General features: G+C 63.0%; 14 protein-coding genes. 8 read left to right on the forward strand and 6 right to left on the reverse strand.

Going from position 1 to position 22,835, the window contains the following annotated elements; translation table 11 throughout:
• Positions 1-52 precede the first annotated feature (52 nt).
• Positions 53-1,342, forward strand: a complete 1,290-nt coding sequence (locus P3T42_RS06590; protein ID WP_074299916.1) for an amidohydrolase family protein — start codon at positions 53-55, stop codon at positions 1,340-1,342.
• A gap of 105 nt (positions 1,343-1,447) precedes the next feature.
• On the opposite strand, the gene P3T42_RS06595 is transcribed toward P3T42_RS06590, so the two are convergent.
• Positions 1,448-3,550, reverse strand: a complete 2,103-nt coding sequence (locus P3T42_RS06595; protein ID WP_429305507.1) for a M3 family metallopeptidase — start codon at positions 3,548-3,550, stop codon at positions 1,448-1,450.
• A 407-nt stretch (positions 3,551-3,957) separates the two neighbouring features.
• On the opposite strand from P3T42_RS06595, the gene P3T42_RS06600 reads away from it, so the two are divergent.
• On the forward strand, positions 3,958-5,058 hold the full coding sequence (locus tag P3T42_RS06600) for an acyltransferase family protein (RefSeq protein WP_429305508.1): 1,101 nt from the start codon (positions 3,958-3,960) through the stop codon (positions 5,056-5,058).
• A 131-nt stretch (positions 5,059-5,189) separates the two neighbouring features.
• Here the strand turns inward: P3T42_RS06600 and folD are convergent, their stop codons facing one another.
• The 3 genes from folD to fixL form a co-directional block, all read right to left on the reverse strand.
• On the reverse strand, positions 5,190-6,047 hold the full coding sequence (folD, locus tag P3T42_RS06605) for a bifunctional methylenetetrahydrofolate dehydrogenase/methenyltetrahydrofolate cyclohydrolase FolD (RefSeq protein ID WP_429305509.1): 858 nt from the start codon (positions 6,045-6,047) through the stop codon (positions 5,190-5,192).
• 503 nt (positions 6,048-6,550) lie between these two features.
• Positions 6,551-7,195 carry an oxygen response regulator transcription factor FixJ gene (fixJ, locus tag P3T42_RS06610; protein ID WP_074299910.1) on the reverse strand — a complete coding sequence of 215 codons (645 nt, stop codon included), beginning with the start codon at positions 7,193-7,195 and terminating at the stop codon, positions 6,551-6,553.
• Positions 7,192-9,705, reverse strand: a complete 2,514-nt coding sequence (gene fixL / locus P3T42_RS06615; protein WP_074299908.1) for an oxygen sensor histidine kinase FixL — start codon at positions 9,703-9,705, stop codon at positions 7,192-7,194. The genes fixJ and fixL overlap by 4 nt, the downstream gene beginning before the upstream one ends.
• Positions 9,706-9,980: 275 nt before the next feature.
• Here fixL and aceE point away from each other — a divergent pair, with 275 nt between their 5' ends.
• The 3 genes from aceE to lpdA all read left to right on the forward strand — a co-directional run bounded on the left by aceE (position 9,981) and on the right by lpdA (position 16,531).
• Positions 9,981-12,677, forward strand: coding sequence for a pyruvate dehydrogenase (acetyl-transferring), homodimeric type (aceE, locus tag P3T42_RS06620; protein WP_074299906.1), 2,697 nt, complete (start codon positions 9,981-9,983; stop codon positions 12,675-12,677).
• 86 nt (positions 12,678-12,763) lie between these two features.
• Entirely contained in the window at positions 12,764-14,455 is a 1,692-nt protein-coding gene (aceF, locus tag P3T42_RS06625; RefSeq protein ID WP_429305510.1) for a dihydrolipoyllysine-residue acetyltransferase, read from the forward strand.
• Between the two features lie 276 nt (positions 14,456-14,731).
• On the forward strand, positions 14,732-16,531 hold the full coding sequence (lpdA, locus tag P3T42_RS06630; RefSeq protein ID WP_429305511.1) for a dihydrolipoyl dehydrogenase: 1,800 nt from the start codon (positions 14,732-14,734) through the stop codon (positions 16,529-16,531).
• Positions 16,532-16,755: 224 nt separating this feature from the next.
• Here lpdA and P3T42_RS06635 read toward each other — a convergent pair whose 3' ends face one another.
• Positions 16,756-17,328 carry a phasin family protein gene (locus P3T42_RS06635; RefSeq protein WP_074299900.1) on the reverse strand — a complete coding sequence of 191 codons (573 nt, stop codon included), beginning with the start codon at positions 17,326-17,328 and terminating at the stop codon, positions 16,756-16,758.
• 793 nt (positions 17,329-18,121) lie between these two features.
• Between P3T42_RS06635 and pbpG the strand changes: the two genes are divergently transcribed.
• Complete coding sequence (gene pbpG / locus P3T42_RS06640) at positions 18,122-19,303, forward strand: D-alanyl-D-alanine endopeptidase (protein ID WP_074299898.1); 1,182 nt, start codon at positions 18,122-18,124, stop codon at positions 19,301-19,303.
• 147 nt (positions 19,304-19,450) lie between these two features.
• Here the strand turns inward: pbpG and P3T42_RS06645 are convergent, their stop codons facing one another.
• The gene (locus tag P3T42_RS06645; protein ID WP_171991705.1) at positions 19,451-20,257 is read right to left on the reverse strand and encodes an IclR family transcriptional regulator; all 807 of its coding nucleotides are present in this window, start codon (positions 20,255-20,257) and stop codon (positions 19,451-19,453) included.
• 192 nt (positions 20,258-20,449) lie between these two features.
• On the opposite strand from P3T42_RS06645, the gene P3T42_RS06650 reads away from it, so the two are divergent.
• Both P3T42_RS06650 and P3T42_RS06655 read left to right on the forward strand, forming a co-directional pair.
• Positions 20,450-21,172: a (Fe-S)-binding protein gene (locus P3T42_RS06650; RefSeq protein WP_074299894.1), complete on the forward strand. Its 723-nt coding sequence runs from the start codon at positions 20,450-20,452 to the stop codon at positions 21,170-21,172.
• A gap of 103 nt (positions 21,173-21,275) precedes the next feature.
• Positions 21,276-22,688 (forward strand): lactate utilization protein B, encoded by a 1,413-nt coding sequence (locus P3T42_RS06655; RefSeq protein WP_429305512.1) that lies wholly within the window; start codon positions 21,276-21,278, stop codon positions 22,686-22,688.
• Positions 22,689-22,835 lie beyond the last annotated feature (147 nt).

The following is a 22,835-nucleotide window of genomic DNA, read 5'->3' on the forward strand; positions in this document are numbered from 1 at the left end:
CCCAAACGCTTTCTGGCGCCGATAGAATCGATGGCAGTCAAAGGAGCGAGACATGGACCTGATCATCCGCCGTGCCAGCCTGCCGCGTAGCGTCGCCGCGCATCGGGAGCCCGTCGATATCGGCATCGAAGCGGGGCGCATCGTCGCCGTCGAGCCGCATCTGGCGGCAAGCGCCCACGAAGAAATCGACGCCGCCGGTTCGCTCGTCACACCGCCCTTCGTGGACCCGCACTTCCATATGGACGCGACGCTGTCCTATGGTCTGCCGCGCGTCAATGCATCCGGCACGCTGCTGGAAGGCATTGCGCTGTGGGGCGAACTGAAGCCGCAACTGACTCAGGAAGCCTTGATCGAGCGCGCACTGCAGTACTGCGACTGGGCGGTCGCGCGCGGCCTGCTGGCGATTCGCAGCCACGTCGACGTGTGCGACCCGCGCCTGCTGGCCGTCGAAGCGCTGCTCGAAGTGAAGCGGCGCGTGGCGCCTTACCTCGACCTGCAACTGGTGGCGTTCCCGCAAGACGGCGTGCTGCGCAGCCCCGGCGCCTTCGACAACCTGAAGCGGGCGATCGCGCTCGGCGTCGACGTGGTCGGCGGCATTCCGCATTTCGAACGGACCATGGCCGATGGCGCGGAGTCGGTGCGCATCCTCTGCGAGTACGCTGCGGAGCAGGGCTTGCGTGTCGACATGCATTGTGACGAATCGGACGACCCGCTCTCGCGCCACATCGAAACGCTGGCGGCGCAGACCCACCGGCTGGGCTTGCATGGACGCGTCACCGGCTCGCATCTGACCTCGATGCATTCGATGGACAACTACTACGTCAGCAAGCTGCTGCCGCTGATGCGCGAGTCGGGGGTGGCGGCGATTGCGAATCCGCTCATCAACATCACGCTGCAGGGCCGCAGCGACACCTACCCGAAGCGGCGCGGCATGACGCGCGTGCCGGAGATGATGGCCGCGGGCATCAACGTCGCGTTCGGCCACGATTGCGTGATGGACCCGTGGTACAGCCTCGGCTCGGGCGACATGCTCGAAGTGGCGCACATGGGGTTGCACGTTGCGCAGATGACCGGCATCGACGCGATGCATGCCTGCTTCGACGCGGTGACTGTGAACGCCGCGCACATCCTCGGGCTTGAGGGGTATGGCATCGCGCCGGGCTGTGCAGCGAATTGCGTGCTGCTGGACGCCCGCGATCCGGTCGAAGCGATCCGCTTGCGCGCCGCGCGGTTGGCGGTGATCCGGCGCGGCAAGGTGGTGGCGCGCTCGCCGGCGGCACGGGCGACGCTTTCGCTCGAAGGGCGGCCTGCAGAGGTGGATTTCAAATTGCAGCGGGGTTAGGTGCCGGGATATCCAGGCACAAAAAAACCGGTGCTTGCGTGAGCAAGACACCGGTTTTTTACCCGGCGGCGTGCAAGCGCACAGCGCTTGCCGCCAGACCTCAGCTCAATGCGTCGAAGCCGGCGTCATGCCGTTATGACGCAGCAGCGCGTCGATATTCGGCTCACGGCCGCGGAACGCCTTGAACGATTCCATCGCCGGACGGCTGCCGCCCACCTCGAGAATCTCCTTGCGATAACGCGTGCCGGTGGCCGCATCGAGCACGCTGCCGCTGGCCGCCTGAGCCGCTTCTTCGAAAGCGGCATAAGCGTCGGCGGACAGCACTTCGGCCCACTTGTAGCTGTAGTAGCCCGCCGCGTAACCGCCCGCGAAGATATGGCTGAAGGTGTTCGGCCAGCGCGAGAATGCCGCTTGCGGCACCACATGGAAGCGCTCGTTGATCTCGCGGGCGAGGTCGTTGGCGCTCGTTGCGCCGCTCGCGTCGAAGTCGGTGTGCAGCTTCATGTCGAACATCGAGAACACGATCTGCCGCAGCGTGCCCAGGCCGCTCTGGAAGTTCTTTGCGGCCAGCATCTTGTCGAACAGGTCGCGCGGCAGCGGTTTGGCGGTTTCGACATGCGAAGTCATGTCGCTCAGCACGTCCCACTCCCAGCAGAAGTTTTCCATGAACTGCGACGGCAGTTCGACCGCATCCCATTCGACGCCGTTGATGCCCGACACCGCGAGTTCATCGACGCGTGTGAGCATGTGATGCAGGCCATGGCCGAACTCGTGGAACAGCGTGATCACTTCGTCGTGCGTGAAGCAGGCCGGCTTGCCGCCGACCGGCGCCGAGAAGTTGCAGGTCAGATACGCGACCGGCGTTTGCACGCCGCCGTTGGCATGCCTGTGACGAGCCCGCGCGTCGTCCATCCATGCGCCGCCACGCTTGCCTTCGCGCGCATACAGGTCGAGGTAGAACTGCGCGACGAGGCCGCCGTCCTGATTCTCGACGCGGAAAAAGCGCACGTCCGGATGCCACACGGCCGCTTCGTCGCGGCGGATCTTCACGTCGAACAGCGTTTCCGTGACCTTGAAGAGGCCCTTGAACACGACGTCTTCCGGGAAGTATTGCTTGACCTCGTTTTCCGAGAACGAATAGCGCTTCTGGCGCAGACGTTCGGCCGCGTACGTCATGTCCCACGGCTGCAGCTCTGTCATGCCGAGTTCGTTGGCGGCGAATTCGCGCAGTTCCTTCCAGTCCTGCTCGGCGTGCGGACGGGCGCGCGTGGCGAGATCTTCGAGGAAGGCCATCACTTGTGCGGGCGACTCGGCCATCTTCGGCGCAAGCGAGACTTCGGCGAAGTTCTGGTAGCCGAGCATGTGCGCTTCTTCGGCACGCAGCTTCAACTGCTCGGCGATGTTGCCGGTGTTGTCCCACTCGGCCTTGCCGCCGCCGTACGTGCCGCCCAGTTCCGACGCCCGCGTGACATAGGCGCGGTACAGCGTTTCGCGCATGGCGCGGTTTTCCGAGTACTGCATGACCGGGAAGTACGACGGGAAATGCAGCGTGAATTTCCAGCCGCTCTTGCCGTCGCGCTCGGCGGCTTCCTGCGCGGCTTCGATCACGTCTTCCGGCAAGCCGGCCAGTTGCGCCTTGTCGTCGACGAGGTAGGTGTAGGCGTTGGTCGCATCCAGCACGTGATCGGAAAACGCCTTCGAGAGGTTCGCCTGACGTTCCTGCAATTCGGCGAAGTGCGGCTTCTGGTCTTCCGGCAATTCCGCGCCCGACAGGCGGAAATCGCGCAGGGCATTGCTGAGGATTTTCTTGCGTTCGCCCGTGAGCGAGCCGAAGTCGCTGCTGGCTGCGAGCGCCTTGTACTTTTCGTAGAGCGCGAGATTTTGCCCGACGCTCGACCAGAACTCGGTCACGCGCGGTAGATTCTCGCCGTAGGCGGCACGCAACTCGGGCGTGTCGGCCACCGCGTTCAGGTGACCGATGACGCCCCAGGCGCGCGAGAGCGGTTCCGTCACACGCTCGACGGGCTCGACGACGTCGGTCCAGGAGGCGGGGGTGATCGGCGCCGCGGCGCGCTCGACTGCGGCCGTCGCGTTGGCGAGCAGCACGTCGAGCGCAGGGGTCACGTGTTCGGGGCGGATGTCGCCAAAGCGCGGCAGATCGGAGAAATCGAGGAGCGGGTTGTCGTGTGTCGATTGAGTAGTGGACATGAGGCGGCTTCCTGTCTGACGCAGTGAATAGACGTGAATCGGCGGACGTGGCTCGTGGCGGCGCCCGATAACGACATTATTGGGGCGGAGTGCCGCGATTCCAATCGGGCTACGGCACAAATTATCAGAAGTTCGGCTGACGCGTATTGGCCTCGATATTTGTGCCAGACCGAAGGGGGTTCAGTTCGCGCTGCCGCGGGGCGCTGGGAGGGGTGCGGGGAGTTGTGCCGCGGCTTACACCGTGCTTGTGCAACCCGGCACGGACACAGGCACGCGCGCGCACGCGCTCCGCAGGTTTGTGCGAAAGCGAACGGTCAGGTTTGTTGCCTTGCGGCATGGTGATACTTCGTCGTCGAGCGGGTGGGGCAGGTCCGGCCGGCGGCGCTGTCTACCGTGGAGAGTTCTCGATGAATCCGCTTTCGCACGCGTTATCGCGCAACGGGAATAACTTCGACCTGGTGCGTCTGTTCGCTGCCATCGCCGTCGTCTACGGCCACTCGTACATGGTGCAGTTGCCGGACGGCAGTACCGACTGGGTCGAGGTCGCGCTCGGTTTCGACGGCTTCGGCGCGCTCGGGGTCTACGCCTTCTTCCTGATGAGCGGGATGCTGGTGACCGCCAGTTTCGACCGGCAGCGCTCGGCGTCGCGCTTCGTCGCCTTGCGTATTGCGCGAATCTGGCCGGCGGTGGCGGGCGCCTCGCTCGTCGCGATCTTCCTGATCGGCCCGCTCTTCACGACCTTGCCGCTGCGCGAGTACTTTGCCTCCGGCGCGACCTGGGCCAATCTCGACAACTTTTCGACCATCGTGCTCAAGGCGGGTTGGGTCTTGCCTGGTGTGTTCGAACATAACCGCTTCGTGAACGATGTGTGCGCGCCGCTGTGGACCTTGCCGCTCGAAGTACGCTGCTATCTGATCGTCCTGCTCACCGGCATGATGGGATTGCTATCGAACCGCTGGGGCGTGCTGCTTGCCGTCGCGCTGGCGCTTGCCGCGTTCGTGCTGCGTGTTCATCTGACGCCGCACCTGCAGGCCGGCTTGCGCGACTTCGCCGAAAAGCCCGGCGGCTATTCGTTCTGGCCGGAACCGTTCTTCTTTGTCGGCATGCTGCTGTACGGCTGGCGCGAGCGCTTCGAAGTCTACGGCCTCGCCGCGCTGGGTCTGGTGATGGTGTTTCTGGTGTTCCGCGATACGGCCGGCGCGCAGCCGCTGTTCTATCTCGCCTTTGTGTACGGCGTGCTGTGGATCGGCACGACGCCGCTGTTGCGCCGCTTCGTACCGCGCAACGATTACTCGTACGGCATCTATCTTTACGGCTTCATGGTGCAGCAATGCGTGGCGAGTATCGCGCCGCATCTCGGGCATCAGGCGGCGGTGCTGATTGGCGCTCCGTTCATCCTGCTGTGCGCGGCGCTGTCGTGGCGCTACGTGGAGCGGCCGGTGCTGGTGTGGTGCCGGCGGCGTCTTGCGCGCAGGCCAGATTCGCTCGGTGCGGCGGTGGCCGGTTAGGGCGTCGACGCCGGTATTTGTCGTTGCGCCTTGGCTACGGATGGGGAGTTTGAGCCGGTGGACAAGGTAGCCTGACTGCGCTGTCCGGTGAAACCTTGTGTGTTTCACCGGAAGCGCGGACGCATGCTTCGTTACGCGTTGCCGGCTGCGCGTTCGGCGGCTTCGAGGGTGTTGACGAGCAGCATCGTGATCGTCATCGGGCCGACGCCGCCCGGCACCGGCGTGATAAAGCCGGCTACTTCCTTCACGCCCGCGAAATCGACGTCGCCGCACAGCTTGCCGGCCTCGTCGCGATTCATGCCGACATCGATCACGGCCGCGCCCGGCTTCACCATCTCCGCGGTCAGGATATTGCGCAGGCCGGTAGCGGCCACCACCACATCGGCTTTGCGCGTATGAGTGGCCAGATCGCGGGTCTTGCTATGGCAGATCGTGACGGTCGCGCCGGCTTCGAGCAGCAGCAGGGCCATCGGCTTGCCGACGATATTCGAGCGGCCGATCACCACCGCATTCGCGCCCTTCAGATCGATGCCGTAGGCCTCGAACATTTTCATCACGCCGTACGGCGTGCACGGGCGGAACAACGGCTTGCCGGTCATCAGCGCGCCGGCGTTGGCTACGTGGAAACCGTCCACGTCCTTCTCCGGGGCGATTGCCTCGATCACCTTATGGCTGTCGATATGCGCCGGCAGCGGCAATTGCACCAGGATGCCGTGGATCTTCTCATCGCGGTTCAACGCGTCGATGCGCGCGAGCAGGTCGGCTTCCGACAGCGTAGCGGGGTAGCGGTCATACGACGAGAACAGGCCGTTGTCTTCACAGGCCTTGATCTTGTTGCGCACATACACTTCGCTGGCGGGGTTGTCGCCGACCAGCACGACGGCGAGGCCCGGTTGGTGGCCACGGGCGGTGAGGGCGGCGGCGCGCGTGGCGACGTCGGCGCGCAAGGTCTTGGAGAGGGCGTTGCCGTCGATCAGTTTGGCTGTCATGGTCGGTCGAGGTTGGGCAGTTCGGAATGCGGGGCACGGCGGCGCGCGCGATCGCGCGTTCGGCACACTCGGCACTTGGGCGACATGCGCGTTTGCGACATGCGCGTAGGCGACATGCGCGTAAGCGATGCGCGCGTTCGCGACGTGCAATGGCGCTTTTCGTCACGAACCGGTCGGATCGCGAAAAGCGCGCGATGCCGAAAAGGCGTCGCTGCGAAGTACATCATTATACCGTCGCGGGCTCGCGCGCCGGATGAACGTACTAACCCAGGATCAGGATCGATGCGGCGAGCGTAAAGCAGGCGCGCGAAGCCGGCACATAAAGCGGCGAGACACGCAGGACGAAGGGAAGCGCAGCAGGCGGTGCGGCACAAAGCGCGGTACAAAGCACTGTACAAAGCGCGCGCCGACGGGACTCCAAACGGTCCAGCCGGCACGGCGGTCAGGCGGGGGACTGCGAGGCTTGCCCAGCATCGCTGCAGCAAGCCCTGAAACGACAGGCCTTATTGAGCCTGTTGCGGCTTGTTCGACAACGCCAGTCGCAGCAGATCGGCGACCGTGTTGACGTTCAACTTTTCCATGATGTTCGCGCGGTGCGCTTCGACCGTCTTGATGCTGATGCCGAGGTCGTCGGCGATCTGCTTGTTCAGGCGGCCGGCGATGATGCGCTCGAGCACCTGATGCTCACGCGCGGTCAGCTTGCCGAGACGCTCGGCCGCGGCGCGCTGCTGCTGCACGTTGGTGCTTTCGCTGCGCGCCTTGTCGAGCATGCGCTCGACGAGCTTGCGCAGTTCGGCTTCGTCAAACGGCTTTTCGATGAAGTCCATCGCGCCTTTTTTCATTGTCGACACCGCCATCGGCACGTCGCCATGGCCCGTCACGAAGATGATCGGCAGCGAGGCGTTGTCGGCGATCAGGCGTTCCTGCAGTTCGAGTCCGCTCATGCCGGACATCCGCACGTCGAGAATCAGACAGGCGATCTGGCCCGGGTGCGTGTGCGGCTGCCAGGCGTCGATGAACTGCTCGGCGCTGGAGAAGCACTGCACGCGGTAGCCGTTCGCCTCCAGCAGCCAGCGCAGCGAATCTCGCACGGCCTCGTCGTCATCGACGACAAAGACTGTTTCCTGTGTGGTGACTGGGCTGTTCATAGCTCTCCCGTAACGGTTTGTGGTGTCGGCGCCTCTGACCCGCCGTTGCTCGGGCCATCAGGCTCTCCAATAGGCAGACTGCAATGGAACGTGGCGCCTGTGATGTGACCGTCGGACTCGACGTTGTTGACCACCCACAGGCGACCGCGATGCGATTCGATAATCGAACGGCAGATGTTCAGCCCCATGCCCATACCGTCGGACTTGGTGCTGTAAAACGGTTCAAACAGACGCTCGGCCGTGGCTTCGTCGACACCCGGACCCTGGTCGACCACGCTGATGCACACGAAGCCGCTCTCCAGCCGCACGACCACGCGGATCACCGGATCGACCGCATTGGGCCGTGCATCGTGCATGGCTTCGGCGGCGTTCTTCAAGAGGTTCACCAGCACCTGCTCGATCAGCACCGGGTCCACGTAGATCACCGGCAGGCGCGAGCGCAGGTCTGTGACGATCCGGATGCGGCGCTTCCTCGCCTCGATCTCGGCCAGGCCCACTGCGTCCGCCACGATATCGGCGACACGGGTGGCCTGGCGCTTCGGCTCGCTGCGCTTCACGAACTCGCGGATCCGCTTGATGATCATGCCAGCCCGCACCGCCTGCTGTGCGGTCTTTTCGAGCACGGGCAGCAGATTGTCAGGCGTTGTCCGCCCCGATTTAACCAGTGCTACGGTTCCGGAGCAATAGTTATTGATGGCGGCGAGCGGCTGGTTCAGTTCGTGAGCGAGCGACGAGGCCATTTCGCCCATCGTCATCAGGCGGCTGGTGAACTGCAGCTTTTCGTCCTGCTGGCGCGCCAGTTCCTGCGCCTGCTTGCGGGTGGTGATGTCGGTTGCGATCTGCATCTGCGCCAGATGGCCGTCCACCCACTGAATGTACTGGCGGCGCACTTCGAACCATTTCTGTATGCCCTGTACATACACTTCCTGGGCATCGGCGGTGCTTTCGGTCAGCGCGGCGGCCGGCAGGCCGGCATAGGCGTCGACCATGTCGATCGAATCCGACGACGCCTGCGCGCTGTCGAAGCCGCCGCCCGCCAGTTCCAGATGGCCATCCGGACGGATGCCGAACAGGTGGCGGTAATAGCGATTGGCAAACAGCAGTTCGGCTTCGTCGGCGGCCAGCACGGACACGGCGGCGTCGAGGCTTTCAAGCACGGTGGTGAAGCGCTCGTGCGCGGCGGCGAGTTCTTCGCGCGCGCGTTTCGGTTCGGTGATGTCGGTCATCGACGACATCCAGCCGGTCTGGCGGCCCGAGCTGTCGATCAGCGGCGACACGTAAAGCCGCGCGTGGAACAGCGAACCGTCTTTACGGCGCACGCGCAGTTCAAAACCGGACGAGGGCGCCTTGCCGCGCAGCGTCATGTCGAGCTGGCGCTGCATCTCCGGATACGCGTCGCGCGGCCAGTAGGGGAAGGGGGCGTTCTTGCCGACCAGGTCGCTCTCGTCCCAGCCCGTCATGCGACAAAAGGCCGGATTGACGTGGGTGATGCGGCCGTGCATGTCGAGCACGCGCATCCCGATCAGCACGGAGTTTTCCATGGCGCGGCGGAAGAACGCTTCGGCATACAGCGCCTGTTGCGCTTCGAAGCGCTGGCGCGTGTGTTTCCACAGGCTCCACAGACTCCACAGCACGAAGCACGACAGGCCGGCGACCAGCCACACGAGCGTGTTGTTCGTGAAGTTGGTCATCTGCGGGAACGCGTAGACCCGCACCGAGATGCCCTGGCCCGGCGGATCGAGCGGCAGGTCGTAGAACATGTCGCGCGGCAGGCGCGGACGCGTCGAGGTGGTGGCGAGTTCGCGGTTGTTCAGGTCGATGATCGAGATCTTGTACTTCGCCGACAGCTCGGGCGGAATGTCGTGCTTCAGCACCCCTTCGATCGAGAACACCGCGGCGATCGAGCCGAGAAACTCGCGGTCGCGATACACCGGAGTCTGCAGCGTCAGATAGCCGTTGCCGAGATCGTCATAGATGAGCGGCGAGTACACCTGGCGGCGCGAGGTGCGCGCGTCGTTGAACGCGGCTTTCACGGCTTCGTCCATCTGTTCGTCGCTGGGTTTGGCGAGGCGCTGGCCGAACACCGGCAGCGCCGTATTGGGCCAGCGCGGCTGCTGCTGCGGCGTGAACCAGTTCATGTAGAGGATTTCGGGATGCCCCTGCATGATGTCCGTGGTAGACACCTGGAACGAATGCGGATCGGCGTGGCCGGCGGCGAGGTCGCGCCCGAGTGCCTGGATCTGTTCCTGCGCGCCCGTCATGGACAGGCGAATCTGCTGCTGGGCCCATGCGACGTTGCGGTAGAGCGTGTCTTCCTGCTGCTGCTGTTCGCGCCGGTTCAGGCTCCACAGAATCAGGCTCATGACGACCAGGAACACGAGGATCGACAGGAGCGGCGTCAGCAAATAGGAATTCGACCACCATGGTCCATGGTGCCAGCGGGACGGCGACGAATCCGCCGTGGTACGGGCGGGCCGCGCCGAGCGTGCGAAAAGCCGTTCGGTCAACATGGCTGGCATTGTAGCGCAGCGTGTCGCTAGCAAATGGCGCAAAAAAGCGCTGAAAGTGCCGCTAATCGGAGCAAACTAGCCGACGTATCCGTTGATCCGCAGCGAAACCAGGGTGCGCCGCAACAATTTTCCGCATTATGAGAAACGATCTCGTAATTCGAAAATTTTGTTGCGCAGACGGCGAGCGCCTTATTACAATCGGCCCGAAGCTGCCGCGGCCGGACCTCGTCCGCGTCGTCTGTTCAAAGAGCGTTCCTTATCCTCAGGAGACGAGCATGTCCGCTGTACCCGACGAAGTCATGAAATATGTCGCCGCCGAGAAAGACGACGATCCCCAGGAAACCGGCGAATGGCTGGAAGCGCTGGATGGCGTGATTTCTGCTGTGGGCCCCGATCGCGCCCACTATCTGATCGAAAAGCAAATCGAATTTGCTCGCGTACACGGCGAACACCTGCCGTTCTCCGCCAACACTCCCTACATCAACACGATTCCTGTCTCGCGTCAGGCGCCGATTCCCGGCGACCAGGATATCGAACACCGCATTCGCTCGTACACGCGCTGGAACGCCATCGCGATGGTGCTGCGGGCGGGCAAGGACACCAACGTCGGCGGCCACATTGCGTCGTTCGCTTCGGCGGCCACGCTGTACGACGTCGGCTATAACCATTTCTGGCATGCGGCATCGGACAAGCACGGCGGCGACCTCGTGTTCGTGCAGGGCCACTCGTCGCCGGGTGTCTATTCGCGCGCGTTCCTGCTCGGCCGTCTCTCCGAAAACCAGCTCGACAACTTCCGTCAGGAAGTGGGCGGCGAGGGCATCTCCTCGTATCCGCACCCGTGGCTGATGCCGGACTTCTGGCAGTTCCCGACCGTCTCGATGGGCCTCGGCCCGATCATGGCGATCTATCAGGCCCGCTTCATGAAGTACCTGCAGGCGCGCGGCATTACGAAGACCGAAGGCCGCAAGGTCTGGGCCTTCCTCGGCGACGGCGAAACGGATGAACCGGAATCGCTCGGCGCAATCGGTATGGCCGGCCGCGAACGTCTCGACAACCTCGTGTTCGTGATCAACTGCAACCTGCAGCGCCTCGATGGACCGGTGCGCGGTAACGGCAAGATCATCCAGGAGCTCGAAAGCGAATTCCGCGGCGCGGGCTGGAACGTCATCAAGGTGATCTGGGGCAGCCGCTGGGATGCGCTGTTCCAACGCGACAGGTCGGGCGCGCTGATGCGCCGGATGATGGAAGTCGTGGACGGCGAATATCAGACGTACAAGTCGGAATCCGGCGCGTACGTGCGTGAGCACTTCTTCAATACGCCGGAACTGAAGGCGCTGGTCGCCGACTGGTCCGATGAAGATGTGTGGAACCTGAATCGCGGCGGTCACGATCCGCACAAGATCTACGCAGCGTTCCAGGAAGCGTCGAATTCGCAGGGCCAGCCGACCGTCATCCTCGCGAAGACGATCAAGGGCTACGGCATGGGCGAAGCCGGCCAGGCGATGAACATCACCCACCAGCAGAAGAAGCTGCACGTGGATCAGCTGAAGAAATTCCGCGACCAGTTCCGTCTGCCGATCTCCGACGAAGATATCGTCAACGTGCCGTACATCAAGTTCGAAGAAGGTTCGAAGGAACTCGAGTACATGCGCGCTCGCCGCCAGGACCTCGGCGGTTATCTGCCGGCGCGTCGTCAGAAGGCCGAGTCGCTGCCGGTGCCGGACCTGAGCGCGTTCGAGCCGCTGCTGAAGGGCACGGGCGAAGGCCGTGAGATCTCCACGACGATGGCGTTCGTGCGGATTCTCAACATCCTGTTGAAGGACAAGGCGCTCGGCAAGCGCGTCGTGCCGATCGTGCCGGACGAGTCGCGTACCTTCGGTATGGAAGGCCTGTTCCGTCAGATCGGTATCTGGAATCAGCAAGGCCAGAAGTACGTGCCGGAAGATTCCGACCAGCTGATGTTCTACCGCGAATCGGAAACCGGCCAGATCCTGCAGGAAGGGATCAACGAAGCCGGCGGTATGTCGGACTGGATCGCTGCCGCGACGTCGTACTCGACGCACGGCGAGATCATGATCCCGTTCTACATCTTCTATTCGATGTTCGGCTTCCAGCGCATCGGCGATCTGGCGTGGGCCGCGGGCGACATGCGTTCGCGCGGCTTCCTGCTCGGCGGTACGGCAGGACGTACGACGCTGAACGGCGAAGGCCTGCAGCACGAAGACGGCCACTCGCTGCTGTGGGCGGCTTCGGTGCCGAACTGCATCAGCTATGACCCGACCTTTGGTTACGAACTCGCCGTCATCATGCAGGACGGTCTGCGCCGCATGGTGGCGGAGCAGGAAGACGTGTACTACTACATCACGGTGATGAACGAGAACTACGAGCACCCGGCGATTCCGCAGGGCGATGCTGTAGCGGCCGACATCATCAAGGGCATGTACGCGTTCCGCAAGGCTGAAGCCGACAAGAAGGCGCCGCGCGTTCAACTGATGGGTGCGGGTACGATCTTCAATGAAGTGATCGCCGCGGCCGACCTGCTGAAGAACGACTGGGGCGTCGCTGCCGACCTCTGGAGCGTGCCGAGCTTCACGGAACTGGCCCGCGAAGGCCACGAAGTGCAGCGCTGGAACCTGCTGCATCCGACCGAAGAGAAGAAGGTCTCGCACGTCGAGAAGCTCCTGAAGGACGCACAAGGTCCGGTCATCGCATCGACCGACTACGTGCGCGCCTTGACCGAGCAGATCCGCGCGTTCGTGCCGCAGAAGTTCGTCGTGCTGGGCACGGATGGCTATGGCCGTTCGGACACGCGTGAAAAGCTGCGTCACTTCTTCGAAGTGGACCGCTACTGGGTCACGGTTGCCGCGTTGAATGCCCTGGCAGATGAAGGCACGATCGAACGCAAGGTCGTCGCCGAGGCGCTCAAGAAGTACAACCTTGATCCCGCCAAACCCAACCCGATGACCGTCTAAGGCATCATTCCCCGTGTGCCACGGCGTGCGCGCCTGCTCCTGATCACCAGGGGCAGGCGGCGTGCGCGGCCCAGGAGACACCCACAATGAGTCAAGCGATCGAAGTGAAGGTGCCGGACATCGGCGATTACAAGGACATCCCTGTGATCGAGGTGCTGGTGAAGGCGGGTGATACCGTCGAGAAAGAGCAGTCGCTCGTCACGCTGGAATCCGACAAGGCGACCATGGATGTGCCGAGCTCGGCTGCCGGCGTCGTCAAGGAAGTGAAGGTCAAGGTGGGCGACAACGTGTCGGAAGGCTCGTTGATCGTCGTGCTGGAAGGCGCCGAAGGCGGTGCGGCTGCGGCTAAGCCGGCTGCTGCTGCGCAGGCTAATGGGGCTGCCGGTGCGGCGGCGCCTGCACCGGCTCCGGCTGCTGCGCCCGCGCCGGCACCCGCTCCCGCTCCCGCTCCTGCCGCTGGCGGTGGTGGCGTGCAGGAAGTGAAGGTGCCGGATATCGGCGACTACAAAGATATTCCCGTGATCGAGGTCGCGGTGAAGGTCGGCGATCGCGTCGAGAAAGAGCAGTCGCTGGTGACGCTCGAATCCGACAAGGCGACCATGGACGTGCCGAGCACGGCCGCCGGCGTCGTCAGGGAACTGAAGGTCAAGGTCGGCGATAACGTGTCGGAAGGCACGGTGATCGTGGTGATCGAAGCGGACGGCGGCGCGGCGACTCCGGCGCCCGCACCGGCAGCGAAGCCGGCTGCGGAAAAGCCGTCCGATGCGCCGGCCACGCCGAGCCCGGCTCCGGCTGCACCGTCCGCGCTGGCCCAGGCGCCGGTCATTCCGGCAGGCGAAGGCGGCGAGCGCAAGTCGAGCCACGCGTCGCCGTCCGTGCGCAAGTTCGCGCGCGAACTGGGCGTCGAGGTGTCGCGTGTGCAGGGTACCGGTCCGAAGGGCCGCATTACCCAAGACGACGTCACCGCGTTCGTCAAGGGCGTGATGACCGGTCAGCGTGCGGCTCCGGTCGCGGCGCCAGCAGCGGCCGGCGGTGGTGGTGGCGAACTGAACCTGCTGCCGTGGCCGAAGGTCGATTTCACCAAATTCGGTCCGGTCGATCCGAAGCCGCTCTCGCGCATCAAGAAGATCTCGGGCGCGAACCTGCATCGCAACTGGGTCATGATTCCGCACGTCACCAACAACGACGAAGCGGATATCACCGAACTCGAAGCACTGCGCGTGCAACTGAACAAGGAACACGAGAAGGCGGGTGTGAAGTTCACCATGCTGGCTTTTGTGATCAAGGCCGTTGTCTCCGCCCTGAAGAAGTTCCCGACGTTCAATGCCAGCCTCGACGGCGATACGCTTGTTTTCAAGCAGTATTACAACGTCGGGTTTGCGGCGGATACGCCTAACGGGTTGGTTGTGCCTGTGATTCGCGATGCGGATAAGAAGGGGCTCGTCGATATCGCCAAGGAAATGGCGGATCTGTCCAAGGCGGCTCGTGAAGGCAAGTTGAAGCCGGATCAGATGCAGGGTGGGTGCTTCTCGATTTCTTCTTTGGGTGGGATTGGTGGGACGCATTTCACGCCGATCATCAATGCGCCTGAAGTCGCCATTCTTGGGCTGTCGCGTAGCGCTATGAAGCCGGTTTGGGATGGGAAGCAGTTTGTTCCGCGTCTTACCATGCCACTGTCTTTGTCGTATGACCATCGCGTCATCGATGGGGCTGAAGCGGCGCGCTTCAATGCGTATCTGGGTGCGATTCTTGCCGATTTTCGGCGTGTGATTCTTTGATTCGTTGATGCCGTATGAGCGCCAGGGGCGTGGGTTTTATGTCTGTGATCCGCGTCTCTCGCTGAACTTGTTTTCACGTCGGTCTATTAGCGTCGCCCCTGTGCGGGGCGGCACCTACTTTTCTTTGTCTTCCAAAGAAAAGTAGGCAAAAGAAAGGCGCGTCCTTGGGCGGACTGCAAAGGATGTTTCTGTCCGGCGTGCTGCCAGCTTTTAGGCCCGGTTGGAGCTGTTCTTTTTGCGCTTCCTCGTCAACGATCAATAAGAGAAGGGGACACTATGAGTCTCGTCGAAGTGAAGGTGCCGGACATCGGTGATTTCAAGGATGTCGACGTCATCGAAGTCAATATCAAGCCGGGCGACATCATCGAGAACGAGCAAGCGCTCATGACGCTCGAGTCCGATAAGGCCTCCATCGAGGTGCCCAGCGATACCGCCGGCACCGTCAAGGAAGTTCGCGTCAAACCAGGTGATAAGGTCTCCCAAGGGACCGTCATCGCCCTCGTCGAAGCATCGGCCGACGCCGCTCCCGCTAAAGATGCGCCCAAGGCTCCCGCTAAAGAGCCCGAAAAAGCTCCCGCTCAAGCGGAAGCCAAGCCGCAAGCCGCTGCCGCGGCGCCCAAGGCTGCGACTCCCGCGCCCCTGGCCGGTAGCTTCTCCGGCAGCGCCGATATCGAATGCGAAATGCTCGTGCTCGGCTCAGGCCCCGGTGGCTACTCCGCCGCGTTCCGCTCGGCCGATCTGGGTATGAAGACCGTGCTCGTCGAACGTTATGCGACGCTCGGTGGGGTCTGTCTCAATGTGGGCTGTATTCCGTCCAAGGCGCTGTTGCATACCGCACTCGTCATCGACGAAGCCGCCGCGCTCAGCCATCACGGCATCACGTTCGGTAAGCCGCAGGTCGATCTCGACAAGCTGCGCGACTTCAAGTCCGGCGTCGTCAAGAAGCTCACCGGCGGTCTCGCCGGCATGGCCAAGGCCCGTAAGGTCGAAGTCGTCACCGGCACCGGCACGTTCGTCGACCCCAATCACCTCGAAGTCGTCACGGACAGCGGCAAGAAGGTCGTCAAGTTCAAGCAGGCCATCATTGCGGCCGGCTCGCAAGCGGTCAAGCTGCCGTTCATCCCGGAAGATCCGCGTGTCGTCGATTCCACCGGCGCACTCGAACTGCGTCAGATTCCCCAGCGCATGCTGGTGATCGGCGGCGGCATCATCGGTCTTGAAATGGCCACCGTCTACTCGACCCTCGGCGCGCAAATCGACGTCGTCGAAATGCTCGACGGTCTGATGGCCGGCGCCGATCGCGATCTCGTCAAGGTCTGGGAAAAGTACAACAGCAAGCGTTTCGCCAACGTCATGCTGAAGACTAAGACCACCGCCGCAGAAGCAAAGGACGACGGCATCTACGTGACGTTCGAAGGCGAAAAAGCTCCGGCCGAACCGCAACGCTACGATCTCGTGCTCGTCGCCGTGGGCCGCAGCCCGAACGGCAAGAAGATCGGCGCCGACAAGGCCGGCGTCGCCGTGACGGAGCGCGGCTTCATCGAAGTCGACAAGCAGATGCGCACCAACGTGCCGCACATCTTCGCGATCGGCGATATCGTCGGTCAGCCGATGCTCGCGCACAAGGCCGTCCACGAAGGCCACGTCGCCGCCGAAGCTGCACACGGCGAGAAGGCCTACTTCGACGCACTGCAGATTCCGTCCGTGGCCTATACCGATCCGGAAGTGGCCTGGGCCGGCAAGACGGAAGACCAGTTGAAGGCCGAAGGCATCAAGTACGGCAAGGCAGTGTTCCCATGGGCCGCCTCGGGTCGCGCGATCGCCAATGGCCGCGATGAAGGCTTCACCAAGCTGCTGTTCGACGAAGAAACCCATCGCGTGATCGGCGGCGGCATCGTCGGTCTGAATGCCGGCGACCTCATCAGCGAAGTCTGTCTCGCCGTCGAAATGGGTGCGGACGCAACCGATATCGGCAAGACCATCCATCCGCATCCGACGCTCGGCGAATCGGTCGGCATGGCCGCCGAGCTGTATGAAGGCGTCTGTACCGACCTGCCGCCGCAGAAAAAGAAGTAAGGCAGTAGGGAACGCCCGCGCTGCTTCGACAGCGCGGGCGAACAAGTGCCGCAAGGCCGCTCTGGAAGTCAGGGCCGCCAAAACAAAACGGCGCGCCCTTTGCGGGGCGCGCCGTTTTTGTTTCAGCCGGGCAGGGCATTCGCCCCACCGGCTTCTCATACTCAGATCACGCGTTTCGCCCACTAGCCTGAATCGAAACCTCGGTTAAAGCCCGAGATGACGACTTAGACAGCCTTCTTGGCCGAGCGCGAAGCTTGAGCTGCAGCTTGCGAAGCGGCCTTCGACGCGGCCGTAGCGGCTGCGTTGAAGTTGCTTTCAGCGATTTCAACGGCTTGCTTGGTTGCCTTGTGAACCGTTTCGTACGTGGTGTTGGCGGCAGTGATGGCCGACTTGATCACGGCGACAGCGGTTTCCGAACCAGCCGGTGCATTCTTGGCGACGTTCTCGACCAGCGACTGCACCTTGCGGTTTTGCTCTTCATACTGAGCTTCTGCCACACGGGCGAATTCAGCTTGCGTAGCGGACACGATTTCATACACGTGACGGCCATACGACAGCGCCTTTTCCGAGATCGGCTGCGTGAGGCCAGCCTGCAGCGCGAAAAATTCCTGTGCGTCCTTCACGGACAGCGCGCGTTGTGCGTTTTCCTGGCTTTCCGCAAGGGTCGACTTCACGACTTGCAGGTTCAGCTCAACCAGCTTTTCGACGCCTTCGAACGCCTTGGTCGTCAGACCAAACAGCGTTTCGAGGTTGGCTTTCTGTGCTGCGGCGATTTGCTCAGGGGTCAGCAGGGACATATTTACGCTCCTGGATAACGATCCGTCTGGCGCGGACCGTGTTGGGTTAATGGCTAAACGTTGAATCTCACACCAGGCCACGATGTATTGTGCATCGCAGCAATGACACCTATTTTAGGATGATGGCGATGAATGTCAAGGCCTTTTTGTGCGCCGCACCATATCGATAAATTCTCGATAAAACAAGACGTTATGAAATGCTTATGACATAGCCATGAAGCATGTTGGATTGACCGCTGCACAGTGCTGGTGCGTGCTGGAGCGGTAGTTTTTGCTGCGCGAGCGAAGGAATGGACGCCGCTTTGACGGTCTGCCGAGGGAGGAGGGCAGGAGGGAAATCCGACAGTCAGATGCGCTTAAGCGACAGTCGGTGTAAACCGAAATCTGTCACGGAACGTTAATCTCGCATATCGGTCGAATGCGCGATGGTTCGATCCGCAGCAGATGCTTAACTGTCTGCCGGTCGGCACATTGGCCGGAGCCCTCGAGGAACGTCCGCTGGGCAACGGTGAGCGGCGTTTTGCGTCCCTCGGAACGACCGTATTTCCCCTGATCAAGGTTGTCTTTAATTTGCCGTTATGCTGATAGGATCGCCAAAATCCGGCGCATAACAGCCCCAACGAACGTCTGCGAAGCCGATCGTTTTTTTCGATTGGTTCGCGAAACCTATAGGCTCCTTGCAATCGGATCTTACAAGCCGGTTTAAGGAGCGCTGATAAGTGCTTAATATTGCTAATTTTTCGTGGTTTTACTACACTTGCGTAAAATCCTCGCCGCCCCTGACAGAACACCAATGAAAACCGACATGTTTTCGTCGCTCAAAGTGATCCACGGCGTGGCCCTCAGCACCGCTGTGTCGGTGGCCGCCTCGGTGGTCATCGCAGCCGCGTTTGCCGCGCCTGTCGACGCTTTTGCGGCCACTGCGACGGCCGCTGCCGCCCCCGCCAAAACCAGTAAGAAGACCCTCAAAACCGCGAAATCGGCCAAAAAGCCGGGCGCTACCGTTGCTGCGAAGAAGTCGTCCAAGGTCGCCAAGACCGCGGCCGCGACTGACGACGCGCCGCGCGTGGAGACCCGCCGGCGCCGGGTGTCGTATACGTTGAACGGTCGCCGCCACACGGTGGTGCGCCAGGTCGCGTACGAACCGCGTCAGCCGACGGTCGGCCAGGCGTTCGGCCTGCACGACACGCCGGACGCGCTCGCCTTGCGCTCGAGCGTGGCCTACGTGATCGACCAGAACACCGGCGAGTCGCTGTTCGACAAGAACTCGCGCGCCGTGGTGCCGATTGCTTCCATCTCCAAGCTGATGACGGCGATGGTGGTGCTGGACTCGAAGGCGCCGCTGACGGAGCAGATCGAAGTCACGGACGAAGACCGCGACTACATCAAGAACACCGGTTCGCGCCTGTCTGTCGGCTCGGTGCTCTCGCGTGAAGACATGCTGCATATCGCGCTGATGGCGTCGGAAAACCGTGCCGCCGCCGCGCTGTCGCGTTATTTCCCGGGCGGCCGTCCGGCGTTCATCGCAGCGATGAACGCCAAGGCGAGACAGCTCGGCATGACCGACACGCACTTCGAAAGCCCGTCGGGTCTGACGAGCGAGAACGTATCGACCGCGCGCGATCTGGTGAAGATGGTCAACGCCGCTTACCAGTACCCGATGATCCGTCAGTTCTCGACCGATCATAGCTACGAGGTGTACACCGGCAAGCGTTCGATCGCGTACAACAGCACGAACGCGCTGGTGCGTAACCCGACGTGGGACATCGGTCTGCAGAAGACCGGCTTCATCAACGAAGCGGGTGAATGCCTCGTGATGCAGGCGACCATTCACGGCCGTCCGATGATCGTGGTGCTGCTCGATTCGTCGGGCAAGTACTCGCGCTTCGCGGATGCGACGCGTCTGCGCACCTGGCTCGACAACGGTGGCGATACGCACATCACCAGCGCCGACGCCGGCGGTCCGGGCACCTGAGCACGGTACACCGTATTGCAGGACCTGCCTTCAGGTTCTGCCGGCGGCACCAACGAAAAGCCCCGCGGTTGCGGGGCTTTTTGCATCTGAAGGCCGGTCCGGCTTGTGCGCTTCGCGGCAGCCCGCGACGCACGGCTCGCGGCTCAATCAGGCATGTTGATGATGCGCGCTGGCGGGCGGCGTTTCGGGCTGATAGCCGAGCGAGGCGGAGATCACCAGCGCCGTCTTGCTGAGTTGCCCTAGCCACGAATCCTGCAGGCGGTCGGCCGGCGCCGACAACGACAGACCCGCGACCAGCTTGCCGGTATCGTCGTAGATGCCGGCAGCGATGCAGCGCACGCCGAGTTCCAGTTCTTCGTTATCGCGCGCACAGGACTGCTGGCGCACGATCGACAGTTCGCGCTCGAGCTTGGCGAGATCCGTGATGCTGTTCTGGGTATGTCCCGACAGGCCCGTGCGGGTCGCATAGGCGCGCACGCGGGTGGATTCATCGGCGGCGAGGAAAAGTTTGCCCACCGAGGTCAGATGCAAGGGCGCCCGTCCGCCGATGGCCCGCACCACCTGCATGCCGGAGCGCTCCGAGTAAGCCCGTTCGATATAGACGATCTCGTCGCCCTGGCGCACCGACAGATTCACGGTCTGGCCGGTCGAGCGGTGCAGCTCGCGCATCGGCGTCAAGGCGGCGTCGCGTACCGACAGGCGTGCCTTGACCAGATTGCCGAGCTCGAGCAGGCGCATGCCGAGACGATAGGTGCCCGGATCTGAACGGTCGACGAGGCGACAGGTCACCATGTCGTTCAGGATGCGGTGCGCGGTGGAGGGGTGCAGCTCAGTGCCTAGCGCGAGTTCCTTCAGGCTGACCGGGTCGGTATGCGCGGCCAGGGCGTCGAGCAGCCGCATCATGCGCTCGATCACCTGGATCGAAGTCTTGGGATCCGGGTTCGTATCGCTCATGGGGGAGAAATCGGTTGACGCGTCAAACAGCGGAGAATTGATTGTATATCGTATTGTGAAAAAAGCGAACGTCGTTCGAGGCGGCATTCGAATTCGCCGCCGCGCCCGGCGTCGGGCGTGCCGTGTGCCTTCGGCGTTGGTATTGTTCGCCAAACAGCGGATAATCAGGGACGTTTTCCCGGAGGAGCGCCCATGCGAGTCGGATTGTTCGTCACCTGCCTGATTGACCTGATGCGTCCCGAAATAGGCTTCTCGGTTATCAAGCTGATCGAGCGGGCCGGTTTCGAGGTCATCGTGCCGCCGGCGCAAACCTGCTGCGGGCAGCCGGCGTACAACTCAGGCGAACGCGGCCTGGCGCGCGATCTGGCCGAGAAGACCCTGCGCGAATTCGAGCAGTTCGATTACATCGTCGTGCCGTCGGGGTCGTGCGGCGGCATGATCCGCGTGCACTACGGCGATCTGTTCGGCGACGATCCGGACATGATGAGCCGCTTCGGCCGGCTGCGTCCCAAGGTGTTCGAGCTGACCGATTTTCTCGTGAACGTCGCCAGGGTGGAACTGGCGCCGGGCGAGTTCAGCGGCCCTGTCACGTATCACGATTCCTGTTCGGGACTGCGTGAGCTGGGTGTCAAAACGCAGCCGCGTGCGCTGCTCGCGCAAGCCGGCGTGGCGCTCACGGAAATGAAGGATTGCGAACACTGCTGCGGCTTCGGCGGCACCTTCGCGGTGAAGTACGGCGATATCTCGACGGCCATCGTGGACGAGAAATGCGCCAACATCGGTGCGAGCGGCGCGGGCGCGGTGGTGCTCGGCGACCTCGGCTGCATGCTCAATATAGAAGGCCGCCTGCGGCGCACGGGCGATACCGCGACGCGCGTGCTGCACATCGCCCAGGTGCTGGCCGGCGACGTATAAGGCGTCATTGCCAGGCAGTACGGAAGGTATCGGGCAGCAGGGCCGCGCCGCCGCACGCAGCGCCCTCACTCATTGAACCGGGAAGCGAATCCCAAAGGCCGCCATGCAAGTTCAAACGATGCAGTTCAAGGCCCGCGCGGGCCAGAAGCTCGCCGATCAGCGCCTGCAGCAGAACCTTACCAAGCTGTCGACCAAGTTCGTCTCGGCGCGGGCGGTCGCGATCACCGCGATCGATTTCGCCGCGACCCGCGCCGCGCTCAAGGAGCGCCGCAATCGCGCGCTCGAGAACCTCGATGTCTGGCTGGAAACCTTCGAGCGCGAGGCGACCCGGCGCGGCGTCACGGTCCTGTATGCGGAGACGACACAGGAAGCGGCCAGGCTCGTCGCGGATATCGCGCGCCGGCACGACGTGAAAAAGGTGATCAAGACCAAATCGATGGTCACCGAGGAAATGCGCCTGAACGAAGTGCTCGGCCAGATGGGCGTGCAGTCGATCGAGACCGATCTCGGCGAGTACATCCTGCAGATCAACGACAACGAGCCGCCGAGCCACATCATCGCGCCGGTGGTCCACAAGGATAAGGACGAGATCGCCGACCTGTTCGCGAGGACCCACCAGCGGCCGCGCCTGACCGAGATCACGGACATGACGCGCGAGGCCCGCGAAATCCTGCGCCCGCACTTCATGACCGCGGACATGGGCGTGACGGGCGGCAATTTTCTGGTGGCGCAGACCGGCTCGGTGGCGCTCGTGACCAACGAGGGCAACGAAGGCATGTGCACGGTGATGCCGCGCGTGCATGTGGCGGTCACCGGTATCGAGAAAATCCTGCCGACGCTCGAAGATCTCGCCACCGCGATGCGGCTGCTGCCGCGCTCGGCGACCGGCCAGGCGACTTCGAACTACTTTTCGGTGCTGACCGGCCCGCGTGGGCCGGGCGATCAGGACGGCCCGGAGCATATGTATGTGGTACTCGTCGATGGCGGGCGCACCGGGCTGATCGGCGGGGACTTTCAGGAGATGCTGCGCTGTATCCGGTGCGGCGCCTGCATGAATCACTGTCCGGTGTATCAGAAGGTCGGCGGTCACGCTTACGGCTGGGTGTATCCCGGTCCCATGGGGTCGGTGCTGACGCCGAGCTACGTGGGGCTCGACAAGGCGCTCGATCTGCCGCAGGCCGCCACGCTGTGCGGCGAATGCAACAGCGTCTGTCCGGTCGGCATTCCGCTCTCCGACCTGCTGCGCAAGCTGCGCGAAAAGCAGGTGGAGCGGCATCTGCGGCCTTGGCGCGAGCGCGCGGGGCTGGCGGTGTGGGGCTTTCTCGCGCTGCATCCGGACGCCTACGCGCTGTTCACCAGGCTGGCGGTGCGGGTGCTCGAGCGAATGGGCGGCCGTCGGCGCGCGATTGCGCGTCTGCCGCTCGCGGCGGGCTGGACCAACACCCGGGATCTGCCGGCGCCGGTCGGGCGCACGTTCCGGGAGCTGTACGCGGCGCAGCGCAGTCATCTTGGATAAGGCGAGCCTTCCCGGCGCCGCCCACACGGTCGATTGTTCTTCCCAGCGCAACGCTGTATGTCGCTATAGCTGATTTATCCCGATTGATTTCTTCTATATCATTTCGACTGGGCATCGTGGGTCACAAGCTCCGAGTGCCTCAATCGG

Source organism: Paraburkholderia sp. GAS38 (assembly GCF_050434965.1).
Lineage (GTDB): Bacteria > Pseudomonadota > Gammaproteobacteria > Burkholderiales > Burkholderiaceae > Paraburkholderia > Paraburkholderia phenazinium_A.

Excerpts from the sequence above, each read along its gene's own strand:
- P3T42_RS06590 (WP_074299916.1), top strand. The coding sequence starts at position 53 with ATGGACCTGATCATCCGCCGTGCCAGCCTGCCGCGTAGCGTCGCCGCG.
- P3T42_RS06595 (WP_429305507.1), bottom strand. The coding sequence starts at position 3,550 with ATGTCCACTACTCAATCGACACACGACAACCCGCTCCTCGATTTCTCC.
- P3T42_RS06600 (WP_429305508.1), top strand. The coding sequence starts at position 3,958 with ATGAATCCGCTTTCGCACGCGTTATCGCGCAACGGGAATAACTTCGAC.
- folD (WP_429305509.1), bottom strand. The coding sequence starts at position 6,047 with ATGACAGCCAAACTGATCGACGGCAACGCCCTCTCCAAGACCTTGCGC.
- fixJ (WP_074299910.1), bottom strand. The coding sequence starts at position 7,195 with ATGAACAGCCCAGTCACCACACAGGAAACAGTCTTTGTCGTCGATGAC.
- fixL (WP_074299908.1), bottom strand. The coding sequence starts at position 9,705 with ATGTTGACCGAACGGCTTTTCGCACGCTCGGCGCGGCCCGCCCGTACC.
- aceE (WP_074299906.1), top strand. The coding sequence starts at position 9,981 with ATGTCCGCTGTACCCGACGAAGTCATGAAATATGTCGCCGCCGAGAAA.
- aceF (WP_429305510.1), top strand. The coding sequence starts at position 12,764 with ATGAGTCAAGCGATCGAAGTGAAGGTGCCGGACATCGGCGATTACAAG.
- lpdA (WP_429305511.1), top strand. The coding sequence starts at position 14,732 with ATGAGTCTCGTCGAAGTGAAGGTGCCGGACATCGGTGATTTCAAGGAT.
- P3T42_RS06635 (WP_074299900.1), bottom strand. The coding sequence starts at position 17,328 with ATGTCCCTGCTGACCCCTGAGCAAATCGCCGCAGCACAGAAAGCCAAC.
- pbpG (WP_074299898.1), top strand. The coding sequence starts at position 18,122 with ATGAAAACCGACATGTTTTCGTCGCTCAAAGTGATCCACGGCGTGGCC.
- P3T42_RS06645 (WP_171991705.1), bottom strand. The coding sequence starts at position 20,257 with ATGAGCGATACGAACCCGGATCCCAAGACTTCGATCCAGGTGATCGAG.
- P3T42_RS06650 (WP_074299894.1), top strand. The coding sequence starts at position 20,450 with ATGCGAGTCGGATTGTTCGTCACCTGCCTGATTGACCTGATGCGTCCC.
- P3T42_RS06655 (WP_429305512.1), top strand. The coding sequence starts at position 21,276 with ATGCAAGTTCAAACGATGCAGTTCAAGGCCCGCGCGGGCCAGAAGCTC.